Origin of the sequence: Lysinibacillus sp. BPa_S21 (genome assembly GCF_023337795.1) — a bacterium.
Lineage (GTDB): Bacteria > Bacillota > Bacilli > Bacillales_A > Planococcaceae > Lysinibacillus.
In genome coordinates this window covers 159,151-173,563 of the sequence record NZ_JALIRS010000005.1, presented here as the reverse complement: position 1 = coordinate 173,563, position 14,413 = coordinate 159,151, and the positions used below count along the sequence as shown (strand labels likewise).

The following is a 14,413-nucleotide window of genomic DNA, read 5'->3' as shown; positions in this document are numbered from 1 at the left end:
TGTTATGAATGGGAGAATTCTGATGGAAACAGTTTATTCATCAGAATGTATTCATAGCAATTGACTCTACATATTTTTTTAGTATTCACTCTAAAATTTGATGGCTTTCGGTACTCCGAAATTGTGCGTCAAAATACAGGAGAAGGTTAGTCAGATAAATCATTTTTACTTTTTAGATAATCATGTAATGGCGTAGTATTTTAGCGTCAAGTTGAGCTTTTGCTGTATGGATTTGACCATACATTAATCCAATATCTTCTCTAGTTGACACACCCATGACAACAATTATCAAATCATCAAGATACCCTAGAACAGGTATAAAATCTGGGATTAAGTCTATAGGGCTAAAAGCATATGCAACTACAAGCATAGCCAAAAGCTTTGCATACCAGGTGTTCTGGGATCTTTATAAGACAGATAAAGTAGGAATAAATTTTGTTTTAATTTTTTTGCAAATACTTTTAATTTTGATATTAAACTGTTGTTCATTGAAAACCTTCCCTTTCGTTACTATGATGTATAAGTTAGCTAAGTAAAAAGGGAAATAAAAACTAATGAACAATTTAAGAATCGTGTCAGAAAGAAGGTAAGAAAATATGTTTGCAGTATATGACGACAGCACAAATGAAAAGCTATATCAAAACAAGGGCAACATCGAGTGTGTTATTTGTAAACTGTGTACTGAAGTGTTAAACATGCGTAAATACCTTCAAAATAAAAAACAAGCAACCAATAAAATTGATCACTTGTTTTTGTACAGTTGTTTGGTAAATAAAAATATTATTGAAGGGATATATAACAATACCCGTCTAATTAATGAAATCTTGAGGAATACATTCACGAACACCAGAATTTCTCAAGGAGTTAAATAAAGCTGCACTGATTCTTAAAATAACATTGTTATCAGTGCCATTTTCTAAATCATAGATTACAAAGTATGAATTATCGACTGTAAAAATACATTTGCGTTCTAATTTAAATCCAGGTGGTATAGGAGGAAGGTTAAAACGTGGTACAACTACAGGAGTATCTCCTTCATCTTTGATAAAATTGAAAGTTTGTTGGTCAATCTCATAGATATTAACTGGATCAATCTCCACACCTTTATCTGGAATTGTAATTTCATCTTCAACTAATAGGAAAAAGCGTTCGTTTCGAAAATTGAAAAGACTTCTCGCTCCAATTTCAAATGATGCCAATTTATATTCACCTCCTATTCTATATAATATTTTATTCATATAGAATTCAATTGTTTGGACAATAAGGAGGGTGAGTGGAGAATATTGAATTTTATATTTTCAATACTTGTAATAAGCCATTCCATTTCTAGATCGAAGTCTATCCTATAGGGTACTTTTGAGTAAAGTAACTATAAAAGGGTCACCAGGCTGATTGGCGGCCCTTAAATCGGAAATGTTAATACCCTGTATTCATGAAAGTAGCACCGATAATAATTAGAAGTATAAATAGTACAACAATTAAGGCAAATGATGAACCGCTACCATAACCGCCGCCGTAATAGCCGCAGTTATTAATGCCACCAACATTTCCACCATAGTATCCCATAAATAACACCTCCTTTTTACATTCTATAATATGTTGTCTGCAAAGAAGAAGATGGGGGGGTAAACCATTCAGCTATAGGCATTACAAAATATATTTTTGTGAGATAAGACCATAAAAAAAGGGTCACTTGGGATAGGAGTGACCCTTAGTAAAAAGTTACGGAGGTGTAAGGCTAAATTAGCTTTACCTTACTATTATTATGATGTGATAGCTATGTTTGTATAGTGAACTGTCTGTGAAATAGAATTAAAATAAAAAAGCCGTAGCGTTGTCACACGCTACAGTAAACTAATGAACAATATGAATAAAGAAACTAAAAAAGGGTCACTCGGATGAAAGTGACCATGAGTAACAATTGAGGGAGGCTGTGAAGGTCAACCAACACAACAACCAAATAAGGAAAAACCTTATGTTTCCCATGCTTTTGACATTAACAAAATACATTCCCCCAAAAATAAGTTATGGTTCGAGTTTTTTATTGTGAATTTTTTAATGAATATCAAAATTAAAAGGATATATAAATAACAATAATATAATAAAAAACAATACAAATTTATCGCTAAACGATAAATAATATGTTAAATTTATAAATAAGTGAGGTGCTTAATATGAATGTTAAACGAGGTTCAACAATTTTCTTAAAGGTAATTATTTTTCTGGCTGGAATTGCAGTTCTTGCTTTATGTATATTTTTAGTACCCAATATGGCTAATTTCGCATCAAGATTATATCCACATTTTTCCCTAATGAAATATCTCATTTTCATCGTGATGTATGGATCGGCTGTGGCTTTTTACTTTGCTCTCTATCAGGCTTTTAATCTTTTACGGTACATTGACTGGAACACAGCGTTCTCGGAATTATCTGTAAAGGCGTTAAAGAACATAAAGTGCTGTGCGATTATAATCAGTGGCTTGTATATATTAGGTTTGCCACTCTTCCATTTTATAGCAAAGGAAGTTGACCCTCCTATTGGAATAATGGGACTCATCATCATTTTTGCTTCGTTAATTATCGCCGTTTTTGCTGCTATCCTCCAACGACTTCTACAAGAAGCGATTAATATAAAATCAGAAAACGATTTGACGGTCTGAGGTGGATGATATGGCAATTATTATTAATATTGATGTGATGTTAGCAAAACGAAAAATGAGCGTAACGGAGCTTTCGGAAAAGGTTGGAATTACTATGGCGAATCTTTCTATTCTGAAAAATGGGAAAGCAAAAGCGGTTCGTTTTTCAACTTTAGAAGCGATATGTAGGACTTTGCACTGTCAGCCAGGTGATATTTTGGAGTGCAAAGGTGATGAAGACACTCAATAAAAACAGACAACAAATTTATTTAACCTCTTTGGGTCTTATCCTTAAGAGTTTTTTTGCTTTTCTAGAAATCATCTAATAAATTGATAAATAAAGGTAATACCCTAAATTCTAAGAAACATAACAGAAGAAGGGTAAGGTCCAACGGTGAGATGGGGACCTTTTTGATGAACTTATGTCTAAGGATTTTGGTGAAAAAATGAATCACCTTTTTTAAGGTTTTAAATGAAAGAAATGTTATGAATATAGCATTGGTTTTTTATGTATTTAAAAATATTCCTTTGTTGACGTTTGGTACGGTACGTCGTCGTCATAAATATCACAGAGATCCATTTTGCATCAGATAGTGGATAAAAAAAGCTAATGATTTCCATTAGTTTTAGCAAAGCAAACCTAGCTGTTTTGAACTGACGGTGGAGTTTAGTTGAAGAAAAGAGTATTTTTAGGTGCATATTGAAGTTAATTTTAACATAGAAATTGTTTTCGAAATAGTTGATTTGATGGTTTTATTTCAACAAGAGGTAAGTAAACAAAATAGTTAAGATAGCATCATATTTTAAGTAAATAATTTAAGAAAAACTTAAGATTCATCCTACCTTTTTCTTAATTAGTTTTACTTATAATCTTTTAAGTAAAGAAGAATAAGGGAGAAGTTAAGAATGAAAAAGTGGGGCTTTTTATTAATTTTTTCAATATGTTTGGGTGTGACAGCCTTTAAGATAGTACCGTTTTTTCAAGAGGAAAAAGGTGTAATAGGAAATGCCAATAATGAGAATGGTGTAGTGGAGGGTAAGTTTTCTTCTGGAAATATAACAAAAGTAGAAATTCCAGTAGAACAAATTTTTCAAGGAAATTTACTTTTGGTCAACAATAAGTACCCAGTTCACAATGAAAGTATAAAATCAGATGTAATCAATTTAAATGCTCGCAAAGAATTGGTAAAAGGATACAGATTGTTTAATAGCGAAACATATTTATCAGAAGATATAGCAAGGAAATTTTCGGATATGGTTCTTGATGCGGAAGAAGATGAAGTTTCTAGTTTTTTAATTACGAGTGGTTTTCGAGGATTTAAAGAGCAATCTAAACTTTATAAAGAAATGGGTTCCATTCGTGCCTTGCCAGCAGGCTACAGCGAACACAATTTAGGTTTATCGCTTGATGTGGGAAGTACCCAAGGGAAGATGGAGGTAGCACCTGAGGGAGAGTGGATTGCAGAGAACGCTTGGAAATACGGGTTTACTCTACGTTATCCAAAGGATAAAACGGACATAACGGGAATTATGAATGAACCATGGCATATCCGCTATGTCGGTTTACCGCATAGTGCGATTATGAAAGAAAAGAATTATGTTTTAGAGGAATATTTAGACTATCTAAAAGAAGAAAAACATATTTCTGCTACTATAAATGGTCAAAAATATGAGGTCATATATTATCCTGTTACAGAAAATACCACTATTAATGTGCCAGCAAATCTTCGTTTTGAGGTATCGGGCAATAATACGGATGGTGTGGTTGTGACACTATTTCCTGATAACACGTATAAACTCAGGTGAGGGTGCGGAATAAACCGAACGAAATTGATGAACGGTATTACCACACGGCCAAAATAGGGATTAAATTAAGTAAATATTAATGTTTATAGGGGATTATAATAATATAGGCAGATATCTTATAAGAAAATAAATTAGAATTTGGAGAATACTCTATGAAGATTAATGAAAGTAAAAAAACAGAACACAGCTATATTTTGTTAATTATAGGATTAGGATTTTATATTTTTATTTTATTTGCATTTTTATTTTTTAAAACAAATTCATTTCAATCTGTAAATCTTATACCGTTTTATACTATAACGGATTACTTATCTAATGGTGGTATTATTTCATTAATTAATGTACTGGGTAATATTGTTTTATTTATACCATTAGGTATCTATTTGATTTTGTTCAATCACAATAAAAGGATATTCATTAACACTTTATGGAGCGTTCTTATTAGTGTGGCAGTTGAGATCTTCCAATACTCATTTAAAGTAGGTGCTACTGACATTGATGATATAATTTTGAATGGATTAGGAGGATTCTTTGGAGTTGTTTTTTATAAAATCTTATGCAAAATTTTTAAAGATAAAGTCGAATATGCTATTGGATTAATTTCAATTATAACAGGAATCACATTCTTGATTTTGAGTATTTGTTTTTCATCAGGTGTTTTCGGTATTAAACTTCGCATTCTTTAATATTCTTATACTCTTGCTTGATAGACCTTGCTCTGCACTCTTATTTGCACATTTGTGAATGGATACACTTAAGCTAACGGAGGCTTTAGTGAAATCAGGAGTACAAAAATAATAAAACTTTATTAAAAATTTAATACTAAATAAAAAAGGTTAAACTCCATTTTGATTAATATTTTTCAGAATGAGTTTATTTAAATTAGCTATTTAAAAAATCTGGTTTCGAATCAAGCATTACTCAATAATAGAAAGGCTTAGGAGTCGTTCCTAAGCTTTTTTTGAGATTTTAAATGGAAGAAATGTTATGAATATAGAATTGATTTTATGTATTTAGAAAGATTCTTTTATTGGCGTTCGGTACACCAAGGATATGTATCAAAAGAATCTTTTTTTTTGAAAACCCTATAAAAGTGAGTACCTAATTTTTTTGTTTTATATTAATTATCTTCACTATTCCATTATTTTAAATTCCAAATGTGACTCCTGAACATTGTAAGGATCAAACGAAACAAAGTGTTCAGTAAGGGATTTCATTCTGAGGGAAGAAATTAATAAAGGTTCACTCCGCTGGAAGGTGAACCTTTATATGAAATATAAAGTACTATTGGAACTTTTGAGGTTTCTTAACTTTCATTGAAGCTACTTCTCCGCAATTCGTACAAATAGTCAAAATTAGTGGTGAACTCGAAAAATGGAGCATATCGGAGCTTAACGGGTTTTACATTTGCCATAGATCCGCCTAATTCACCTTGTGCGAAGGAATCATTACCACAAACCTTACAAACTAATTTATCATTCCCCACATTGTCACCTCATTATGAAATTTATGTAAATTATATCATAAACAAGACGTAACGTCTTTACACGCTATAGCAAACTAATGAACACTTTGAGGAAAGTATGTACTTATTGAAATAACGGAGAGCTTTACTTGGAAATTATTTAGTTGCATATGCAGCTTCTTTATTGAACTAACCGGTGCAGGTTAATTCAATAAGAATAACGTTGTAACGTAATTGTAATATTCGTAACACAAGAAATAAAAAATTGAATTCCTTGTCCCCTTCTAACAATGTACAGGGTTATTATAAACGTTTTATTAAAGGGAAGTAGGATACTATTATTTGATATAAACAATTGAAAATTAACCACCTTAGAATACGCTTAAGGCGAAAAAAACCTATTTTTAGGAGTTTGTTTACGATGCGAAATAATATATTTTTAATATTGCTTTAACAAACGATTTTGTATAATTTTGTATAATTATAAAGAGGTCAATAATTATACAAAGGGGTATGTTATGAAAGAAACTATTTATGATTATAATGATTTATTGGAAATGTTAGACTCGTTATTGAGAGAACCTACGGAATTTTGGAATAATTTTTACTCCGACCGCAATAAAGGTGTTCCTTTTTTTATAGATTCTCCCGATGAAAATTTAGTTAGTTACTTTGAAAAAAACGTTTTTAAACCAGGGAAAGTATTGGAATTGGGAAGTGGTCCTGGTCGAAATGCTATTTATTTTGCTCAAAAAGGCTGTACGATTGATGCAGTGGATTTATCCGAAGAAACACTTAAATGGGCAGAAGAACGAGCAAACTATAAAAATGTCAGTATAAACTTTATTAATGAAAATATCTTTGATTTAAATATAGAAGAAGGCACTTACGATATTGTATATGATTCAGGTTGTTTTCACCATGTTGCTCCTCATAGAAGAATGAATTACATAGATATAGTGAAAAGGGCTTTAAAACCTAATGGCTTCTTTGCAATCACCTGTTTTATTGAAGGTGGGGAGTTAGGTGGAGCAGAAATATCGGATTGGGAAGTTTATAGATTACGAAGCCTTAATGGTGGTTTAGGATATACAGAGGAAAAATTGAGGCTTATATTTAGGGACTTTAAGGAAATTGAAATAAGAAAAATGAAGGTAATAGAACAGCCAAATGTTGTTTTCGGTGTACCTGACTTTTTGACTGCTCTATTTCAAAAAAATTAATAATTCTTCTTTGTCATGCCATTTTTTATGCGACCAATTTGTGAGATTGTGAAGCATTTCACTTAAACTAACGGAGCAGATTAGTACAATACGAACTTACATTAAAATAGTAATATATATCATACTCTTTTATAAAGTGAAATAAAATAATAGTAAAAAGAAATCGGAGGGATTCTATGAAGCTTGTAGGGGAACAAATATATCTTCGACTTTACAAAATTTCTGACGCTAGCGAGTTAGCTAGCTTGCATAGTAGAAATCGCGAATTTTTTCAACGAGTTAGCCCATTACTCCCGGAAACCTTTTATACAGAGAAATATCAAAAACAACGCCTTCAACAGGCATTGGAAAAAACAGATGATGGGCAATTATATCCTTTTGGAATCTTTTTAAAAGTGACTGATAAACTTATTGGAGACATTTCATTAACTCAAATTTCAAGGGGAGACCTGCAAAGCTGTTATACGGGATTTACTTTAGATAAGGAGTATAATGGAAAGGGCTATACAACGGAAGCTCTTAAACTTGTTGTAGACTTTGCTTTTAAAGAATTAAAACTACACAGAATTGAAGCAGGAGCTATGCCTGACAACATAGCATCTATTCGTGTATTAGAAAAAGCAGGGTTTGAAAAAGAAGGTATAGCTAAAGAAAATCTGAAGATTAATGGCAAATGGACAGATCATCAAATATTGGCTATCATCAACAGCTTGGATATGTAAGCTCTTTTCACTTCATTATGTAAACGAGATTTTGGTACTTATCTAAGGTGCTGCTGAGCAGCTCTCTTTTTTTATCGAAGATTTAGTAATGTTTCACTTAAATTAACGGAGTGCTTTAGTCAAGTGGAGCAAAGTCTTTTAAGACATTGCACCTTTTACATTTAAAAGTACTTCTGATAATATTCTTTCCTTAGCCTCCCGCTTAATTGAGCGTAGATCCTAGTTGTTTCGCTTTTCTAATGCCCCATAAGACTTTGTATGACTTCTATGGGGGTTCCATTGTTCAACAAATGAGTTGCATAGCTGTGTCTAAGTTGATGTGGATGAATTTCTTTATTGATTTCAGCACGATTTGATATCCGCTTGATGATGTATCGCATTTGGGCAACACTCATTTTATGTGGCTGCCTTACTGTCACAAAGATGGCAGGATTATTGTCAGTACGGCTTTCAATATATCGTTTAAGCCATATGTCACAACGCGTATTAAAATAAACCTCCCTTTCCTTATCATCTTTTCCTCTAACGATTGCGGATTGATTGGACCAATTAATATGGTTCTTTTCTAATGCAACTATTTCTCCAATTCGGCAACCAGTAGAAAACATGAATTCGAAAATTGCTTTTTCCATTGCGGAATGACAGGATTCACGGAGGTGTTCAATTTCCCGTTCGGTTAAATACTTGGGTATCCGCTTTCCTACTTTCGGTTCTTTAATTTTGGAAGTTGGATTCTTACTTAGGTATCCTTCTTCATGAGACCAACGAAAAAATGATTTCATAAAGCGAATACGGTGTGCAAGACTGGCTGATTTTAAGTGCTTGCCGGATATAGCAAGATATTCCTTCAGTTGATTGGTGTCAAGTAATTCCATCTCTATATCCTTAAAATAACCAATTAATAGAAAAGACTGCAACCGGTAGGCTTTCAGCGTTTGTGGCGAAAAGCCCTCTATTCGTTTATTAGCTTCAAACAAAGTCCATGCTTTTGACAGTAACAATTCCATTCCCCCTAAAATAGTAATATAAAAGGGATTATTGCCAATTTAATAGAATTCTGACATAAGGAGTGATTTTACTAACGGAGCAGGTTTTTTAAGACAGGAAAGCTAAGGGTTAAATGTACGGATATCATAGACAGGCATCACTTCATTCAACATTTACATTTTGATGATTAGAAATGGAAAGACAATACAGGAGAAAATCTGTCGGCAACAAATCGAAAACGACCTTTACAAAAAAACACTCCCGAAGGAGTGCTCACCGCTTTAGTTCAAAAAGGTAAAAGCCATAGTCTGTGGAAACACCGGAATAACCCATTTGTCGGAGCATTGCGGTAATATTACCACGGTGATATGTACCGTGATTAACCACGTGCCTAACGAGATCTTTGTAATTAGCCCGCAACTCACCGAATTTAAGCGGATACTCAGATATTTCCTCTAAATCATCTTGGTGGTTCAAGATAAACTCTTCATATCGAGCCGCAATTTTAGCAAAATAAGCCTCAAAAGAGTCGAGCGTGGCATCTTTAACCTCTTCAAGTGAACTCGTCATCGCAACATAGATGTCCTCAGGACTTTCATGGGACATTATGCTGAGCCAAGTATTATCCACAGAATAGATATGTGCTAATGCATCGCCAATGGTAGGAAATACACTATTTAGTGGTTTACGGTACAGATCATCAGGAAGTTTCCTTAAATGTTCAAAAACTCTTTTATTAGCCCAAACATGGTAACGAAATAGTTCAAGCGTATCTTTCATTATATACCTCCTGGATCCTGATGTTTTTTCCAATAGTATGGTGTTCCATACATCAAAATGAATCCTTTAACTATTATGCACGATAAAATGGATCTTTCAACCATTATGCACGAACGTTCTTTCAGACGAATTCCATGACCATCCTTCTGTCGCTAACGTAGTGCTTTACTTGAAAATCATTGAGTTGCATAATGCAGCTCTTTTTTTCTTTATTGAACTAACGAGGCAGTTTAGTGCAACAAGGAGTACCTTCAAAATTATAGGGATTTACAACGCTAAGTTATGACCAAACGACGCTTTGGGAAAGTTAATACTTAGCAAAAATTTCAATAAAATATATATGTTATTATAGGTGTGCCAGAAATTTATAATAGTCTACGTCTTGTAAAATTTACTAAATAGAAAGGGAGAATGGATTATGATTATTAAAGTCGGATTTGATTATGAAGATGATATAGAGTATATGATTTGTCCTGCAAAAGTAGGGAGAAATATTAATCGATTACAAGAGGAATTTTGGGATTGGCTATTTGATAGAAAGAACCAACATCCTTATTGGTTTGAAGAAGAGGAAGATGGAACTGTTACATATGGTGTTTTTTATCGAACAGATGCTTTTGTTTATTGGTTAAACAAGGTGAGATTTAATAAAGGCAAGAATGTAGCAAGGTTAATAGAAGTTCCAAAGACACTATCTAAAAAAACAATTTGGTTTTAAGGGTGGTGTAGTGTAGTAAAAATTTATAGAGTATGCAGTTTCATTCAAAATAAACGTTCCCAAATAAAAGTTTGGAAACACCAAAAAGGCACGAATGTTGTTAAATCAACGTTCGTGCCTCTTTACGAGAACTATTGTTTATACAGCTTTTTATGCAAAGCTATATAAACATAGCTACGATAGGACTTTTCGAGATTTTTCATAGTGTGTTATCTGAATAAAAACCTGTATATAGAGACAATTTATTAAGCTGTATACCAGCATTTTTTTATCGTTTCTATACTTCAATTACAGGGGCTATAGTTGAAAAACAATTTTCCACAATCGGGCGCGATTGCGGAAGAAGCGTCGCTGTTCTTATTAAACTAACGGGGGCTTTAATGGAGCAACGAAAAAAGCCTAATTATATTCATAGTGCAAAATAACTCCTAAAGTAACACCATTACAGGATCCCGGCCCCTAACTCTTTGGAAATTGTGAAGAAATGTACTTAAACTCCCATGAAAGAACTTAATCATTTTTCATTTTCTGTGGTGTAGCGCTGGCTCTTGCGCTACATGGATGGCTAACCAGGCAGGTTAGTTGAAGAAGAAGGGATATTTATAAGAATGTTGAAGTAGTACTATAAATATCGTTCATCTAAGAAGAATTTATCTATATTATTTAATAACAGGTAATGCCTAATTGATAAGGGGGAGAAATATGAGGAACAAAATGATTATGTTGATTTCTATGCTATTTTTAATGACACTTGTCGGTTGTAACAATATTGATAAGAAAGAAACACGTGAGGTAAGTTCTACTTTTTCATTGCCCATTACTTTGGGTGATGGGACTGAAGGAGAGTATTTGTTGATTGGCGAAGAAGGGAAAGTTGGTTTTTTGGTTGGTACGGGTAAAAAAGGTGAGGTAGTAGAAGAAAAGATTATTGCTAATAAAGTAAATAAGTATATGTGGTATTTTTGGGGAGATAAAGATAGTATCAGTGGTAATTTTAAAGTAGTTGGAACTGACAATGAAGGGAAAGAACATCCCGTGTTGGTATCTGGCGATGATACAGTATGGCAATATTCCAATACTTCCATTAGCCCTAATAATGGTGCCGATTCCCATATCCCATCGAATATGATGTTCCCTACAAGTGGATTATGGAAATTAGAAATATATTTTAATGAGAAATTATTTGGGGAAATTGTTATAAACGTCGAAGAAAGTTAAAATTATATTCAACTAATAGGTGATTTAATGAAATAAGGAGTACAAAAATAATCAAACAATATAAAAAATCTAATACTAAATAAAAAAGGTTAAACTCAATTTTGATTAATATTTTTCAGAATGGAGTTTGTTTAATTAGCTATTAAAAAAATCTGATTTCAAGCATTACTCAACCTCAAAAAAGCTTAGGAGTTGTTTTCCTAAGCTTTTTTGAGGTTGTAACTGAAAGAAAAGTTATGAATATTGCATTGGTTTTATGTATTCAAAAAGTTTCCTTTGTAGGCGTTCGCTACACCGAGTGCTGGTAATCCTGCACGAAGAGCAACTGGTAGTAAAACCGCCCCTTACAGTGCAACAGCCGGGGATGGCCAAAAAAACCAAGAGATGCACATCATTAACAGACCAATCGTCCAAAAAGCTAATGCAGGTGTTTTATGATTTTTGTAAAAGGAGCAATCATGACCTCATTAATACCCGAAGTCATCATGACCCGACTCATGGCTACGATAATAGAAATAATGAGAATAGTTGACAACAGCTCAGTGATGACATAAATAAAACTGTTAAAAACACTGCTAATGGACGAAGTTAAATCGCCTGTAGTAACAATTGCTAACATGAAAATGCCTAGTACACAAATGAGGGTGGTATCGCGACGTTTAACCATAAAGCCAATGATCAGGACAATAAAAATAACGTAAATCCAATGGAGAGCTGTGAATTCAATCCCCATACGTTTCCCCCTCAATTCGAAATCTGATTCTATAGAATATGAAGAGGGAAAAAGTTGGTGATGGTTTTGAAAAATTTCGCTTTAATCAGTAGTGAAAATAAAAACACAGGTTTTTATTACATTACTTAAGTTAATGATGAACATGTTATAGCATTCTTTTGAAACTCGTAGTTTCCGAATCTATACTGGATTTCAATAATTAGGTATAATTGCAATGAAGTATTGCATTTTGGAGGTATAAATGGCATTTAAATTAAGTTTTGAAAATAAAGTGAAAAATAATGATGTACAAACAATGATAGGGTTTCTACTCATTTTTTACTTTGTATGGACAATTAAAGAATTATGGTTAATCGAATACATCTATTCGTTCGGTGAAATAATCTCTCCTTTATTAGAGGCATTGGTTAAAAGTTTCGTTTGGATTGTTCCAACTTCGTTATACATAAAATATTATTTACATACTAATCCATTTGACTACTTAAAAATGAACGTAAATGTTAAGAAAGGTTTATTTTGGGGAGTAATTCTTTCACTGTTAGTTGGCTTATATTTTACTTCGGAAACTTATATAATTAATCAGCAATCATTTCAATTTTCATTATCCTTTGACGATTACCTTAATGGTATTCTTATGGCAGGGCTTGCCGAAGAAATTGTTTTTAGGGGATTGATTTTACAAGAGATTAATAAAAAAATGACTTTTTGGAAAGCAAATATTTTAACAGCTTTATTATTTTTAGTGGTTCACTATCCAATTTGGATTTACGATGAAAAAATCTTTCATTTTGGGTCGCATTTATATGTTCTTTTTCTCGGCTTACTCTTTGGGTTTGTGTACAAAAAGACCGGGTCAATATGGTCGGTTATTATATTGCACGCACTTCACAACTTTTTCGTAACCATTATTTAATGAATAAAACAGGTAATAAATTTAATTCACGTAAATGGACCCTTCTAAAAGTAAGTGAAGACGCTTCTTTTAATTGAGGGGCTTTAGTTAAATGTTTGATTGAATAAATATATGATCCACTCAAATAGTCAATTATTTGAGTGGATCTGTTTGTTTTTTTATTTATTTGCAGTAGTTTCTATGTGACGAAACGATAGATTTATTAAAACCCTTTACGCAACCAGGTTGTGGCAAGATCAATTGCTCCGCGTGCAGCTTCAGTATTAGCTAAGGCGTTGAGCATCACGAAATCGTGAATGATACCTTGGAAACGTACTGCAGTGACTGGAACGCCAGCTTCATGAAGTTTATTGGCAGTAGCGCCAACAATAATTAAAAGAACAAATAGAACTACAATTAGTTTTTTTTGATGGCGTTCATATGATCACTTCTAAATCGAAGTTACCAAGTATGAAAGCTTTATTATGGATAAAAAATATTTCCAAAAACATTTAGTTTATTCAAAGCGTACATTTTCAGAAATTTCTTTCATCTTAGACCAATCCAAAATTTCTATCGCATCATCTTCTCGACTGATAATTCCTTTTTCTGTCCAGTCTTTTAGGATACGATTTATATGTCTTTTTGTAGTACCAATTAATGAGGCAACATCATCTAAAGAATTTGTTTTTATGTATTGATTTACATGTGTTGGGGATTCGACAGTACATAAATAAGCTGCTAAACGTACATTTACTGGGGAAAGCGCATTAACTCTAGATGAAATTGTGCAAGTTAGGAGCTTATATGCTAACTCTTTCAATAATAATTGATTAAATTTACTATCAATTTTTAAATGAGTTTCGTACACTTCTAATGGAATAATTAAAACCTCACATGGCTCTACGGCGATGCAGTTTGATACAACTAAACAATCTGTAAATATTTCAATATCGCCCATAATCGATGGTTGTTGGCAGTACCTTAATAGTAACTCTTTACCAGTCACTTCTAAACTAGATACCATATACCTTCCTGAAAGTAAAAAATAAATTCCGTCTATTTGATCTCCAGCTTTTAGAATATATTCATTTGGTTGAAAAGGACGTACGATAAGGGATGAAGTTAGATCTTGTGTAAAAGTGTAGTCATAAATAGATTTAAATAGGCTTTGATTCATTTTTTCCTCCGAGACATCTGTCCTGTATTAATATTATTCATTTTAATATA

At 32.7% G+C, this 14,413-nt stretch carries 13 protein-coding genes and 4 pseudogenes; 9 read left to right on the top strand and 8 right to left on the bottom strand.

Going from position 1 to position 14,413, the window contains the following annotated elements; translation table 11 throughout:
* Nucleotides 1–172: 172 nt before the first annotated feature.
* From MOK21_RS23995 to MOK21_RS12360, 3 genes and pseudogenes are all read right to left on the bottom strand, one after another.
* Nucleotides 173–489, bottom strand: a pseudogene (locus tag MOK21_RS23995) (YkvA family protein).
* A 320-nt stretch (nt 490–809) separates the two neighbouring features.
* Complete coding sequence (locus tag MOK21_RS12365; protein WP_249074278.1) at nt 810–1,199, bottom strand: spore coat protein; 390 nt, start codon at nt 1,197–1,199, stop codon at nt 810–812.
* A 217-nt stretch (nt 1,200–1,416) separates the two neighbouring features.
* Nucleotides 1,417–1,566, bottom strand: coding sequence for a YjcZ family sporulation protein (locus MOK21_RS12360; protein ID WP_249074276.1), 150 nt, complete (start codon nt 1,564–1,566; stop codon nt 1,417–1,419).
* 608 nt (nt 1,567–2,174) lie between these two features.
* On the opposite strand from MOK21_RS12360, the gene MOK21_RS12355 reads away from it, so the two are divergent.
* From MOK21_RS12355 to MOK21_RS12330, 6 genes are all read left to right on the top strand, one after another.
* Nucleotides 2,175–2,660, top strand: coding sequence for a DUF2975 domain-containing protein (locus MOK21_RS12355; protein WP_249074275.1), 486 nt, complete (start codon nt 2,175–2,177; stop codon nt 2,658–2,660).
* 10 nt (nt 2,661–2,670) lie between these two features.
* Complete coding sequence (locus tag MOK21_RS12350; RefSeq protein WP_249074273.1) at nt 2,671–2,889, top strand: helix-turn-helix domain-containing protein; 219 nt, start codon at nt 2,671–2,673, stop codon at nt 2,887–2,889.
* Nucleotides 2,890–3,545: 656 nt separating this feature from the next.
* Entirely contained in the window at nt 3,546–4,445 is a 900-nt protein-coding gene (vanY, locus tag MOK21_RS12345) for a VanY-A/VanY-F/VanY-M family D-Ala-D-Ala carboxypeptidase (RefSeq protein WP_249074271.1), read from the top strand.
* A gap of 152 nt (nt 4,446–4,597) precedes the next feature.
* Nucleotides 4,598–5,131, top strand: a complete 534-nt coding sequence (locus MOK21_RS12340; RefSeq protein WP_249074269.1) for a VanZ family protein — start codon at nt 4,598–4,600, stop codon at nt 5,129–5,131.
* A gap of 1,297 nt (nt 5,132–6,428) precedes the next feature.
* Nucleotides 6,429–7,133, top strand: coding sequence for a class I SAM-dependent methyltransferase (locus tag MOK21_RS12335; RefSeq protein WP_249074268.1), 705 nt, complete (start codon nt 6,429–6,431; stop codon nt 7,131–7,133).
* Between the two features lie 176 nt (nt 7,134–7,309).
* The gene (locus MOK21_RS12330) at nt 7,310–7,855 is read left to right on the top strand and encodes a GNAT family N-acetyltransferase (RefSeq protein WP_249074267.1); all 546 of its coding nucleotides are present in this window, start codon (nt 7,310–7,312) and stop codon (nt 7,853–7,855) included.
* 161 nt (nt 7,856–8,016) lie between these two features.
* Here the strand turns inward: MOK21_RS12330 and MOK21_RS12325 are convergent.
* Together MOK21_RS12325 and MOK21_RS12320 are read right to left on the bottom strand one after the other, a co-directional pair.
* Nucleotides 8,017–8,856 (bottom strand): annotated as a pseudogene (locus tag MOK21_RS12325) (tyrosine-type recombinase/integrase).
* Between the two features lie 259 nt (nt 8,857–9,115).
* Nucleotides 9,116–9,622, bottom strand: coding sequence for a DinB family protein (locus MOK21_RS12320; RefSeq protein WP_249074266.1), 507 nt, complete (start codon nt 9,620–9,622; stop codon nt 9,116–9,118).
* A gap of 418 nt (nt 9,623–10,040) precedes the next feature.
* On the opposite strand from MOK21_RS12320, the gene MOK21_RS12315 reads away from it, so the two are divergent.
* Both MOK21_RS12315 and MOK21_RS12310 read left to right on the top strand, forming a co-directional pair.
* Entirely contained in the window at nt 10,041–10,340 is a 300-nt protein-coding gene (locus MOK21_RS12315) for a hypothetical protein (RefSeq protein WP_249074265.1), read from the top strand.
* Nucleotides 10,341–11,042: 702 nt separating this feature from the next.
* A complete protein-coding gene (locus MOK21_RS12310) occupies nt 11,043–11,558 on the top strand; it encodes a DUF4871 domain-containing protein (protein WP_249074264.1) in 516 nt (171 codons plus the stop codon).
* Nucleotides 11,559–11,839: 281 nt separating this feature from the next.
* Here the strand turns inward: MOK21_RS12310 and MOK21_RS12305 are convergent.
* Nucleotides 11,840–12,291, bottom strand: a pseudogene (locus MOK21_RS12305) (hypothetical protein); the annotation flags it as partial.
* A gap of 241 nt (nt 12,292–12,532) precedes the next feature.
* Here MOK21_RS12305 and MOK21_RS12300 point away from each other — a divergent pair.
* Nucleotides 12,533–13,204 (top strand): CPBP family intramembrane glutamic endopeptidase, encoded by a 672-nt coding sequence (locus MOK21_RS12300; protein WP_249074263.1) that lies wholly within the window; start codon nt 12,533–12,535, stop codon nt 13,202–13,204.
* Between the two features lie 202 nt (nt 13,205–13,406).
* On the opposite strand, the pseudogene MOK21_RS12295 reads toward MOK21_RS12300, so the two are convergent.
* Nucleotides 13,407–13,604 (bottom strand): annotated as a pseudogene (locus MOK21_RS12295) (YjcZ family sporulation protein); the annotation flags it as partial.
* A 96-nt stretch (nt 13,605–13,700) separates the two neighbouring features.
* Nucleotides 13,701–14,363: a Crp/Fnr family transcriptional regulator gene (locus MOK21_RS12290; RefSeq protein ID WP_249074261.1), complete on the bottom strand. Its 663-nt coding sequence runs from the start codon at nt 14,361–14,363 to the stop codon at nt 13,701–13,703.
* Nucleotides 14,364–14,413: the final 50 nt, after the last annotated feature.

Bases quoted from the DNA above. Each gene is read 5' to 3' on its own strand.
- MOK21_RS12360 (WP_249074276.1), bottom strand. From the start codon at position 1,566: ATGGGATACTATGGTGGAAATGTTGGTGGCATTAATAACTGCGGCTAT.
- vanY (WP_249074271.1), top strand. From the start codon at position 3,546: ATGAAAAAGTGGGGCTTTTTATTAATTTTTTCAATATGTTTGGGTGTG.
- MOK21_RS12320 (WP_249074266.1), bottom strand. From the start codon at position 9,622: ATGAAAGATACGCTTGAACTATTTCGTTACCATGTTTGGGCTAATAAA.
- MOK21_RS12350 (WP_249074273.1), top strand. From the start codon at position 2,671: ATGGCAATTATTATTAATATTGATGTGATGTTAGCAAAACGAAAAATG.
- MOK21_RS12335 (WP_249074268.1), top strand. From the start codon at position 6,429: ATGAAAGAAACTATTTATGATTATAATGATTTATTGGAAATGTTAGAC.
- MOK21_RS12315 (WP_249074265.1), top strand. From the start codon at position 10,041: ATGATTATTAAAGTCGGATTTGATTATGAAGATGATATAGAGTATATG.
- MOK21_RS12355 (WP_249074275.1), top strand. From the start codon at position 2,175: ATGAATGTTAAACGAGGTTCAACAATTTTCTTAAAGGTAATTATTTTT.
- MOK21_RS12330 (WP_249074267.1), top strand. From the start codon at position 7,310: ATGAAGCTTGTAGGGGAACAAATATATCTTCGACTTTACAAAATTTCT.
- MOK21_RS12300 (WP_249074263.1), top strand. From the start codon at position 12,533: ATGGCATTTAAATTAAGTTTTGAAAATAAAGTGAAAAATAATGATGTA.
- MOK21_RS12340 (WP_249074269.1), top strand. From the start codon at position 4,598: ATGAAGATTAATGAAAGTAAAAAAACAGAACACAGCTATATTTTGTTA.
- MOK21_RS12290 (WP_249074261.1), bottom strand. From the start codon at position 14,363: ATGAATCAAAGCCTATTTAAATCTATTTATGACTACACTTTTACACAA.
- MOK21_RS12310 (WP_249074264.1), top strand. From the start codon at position 11,043: ATGAGGAACAAAATGATTATGTTGATTTCTATGCTATTTTTAATGACA.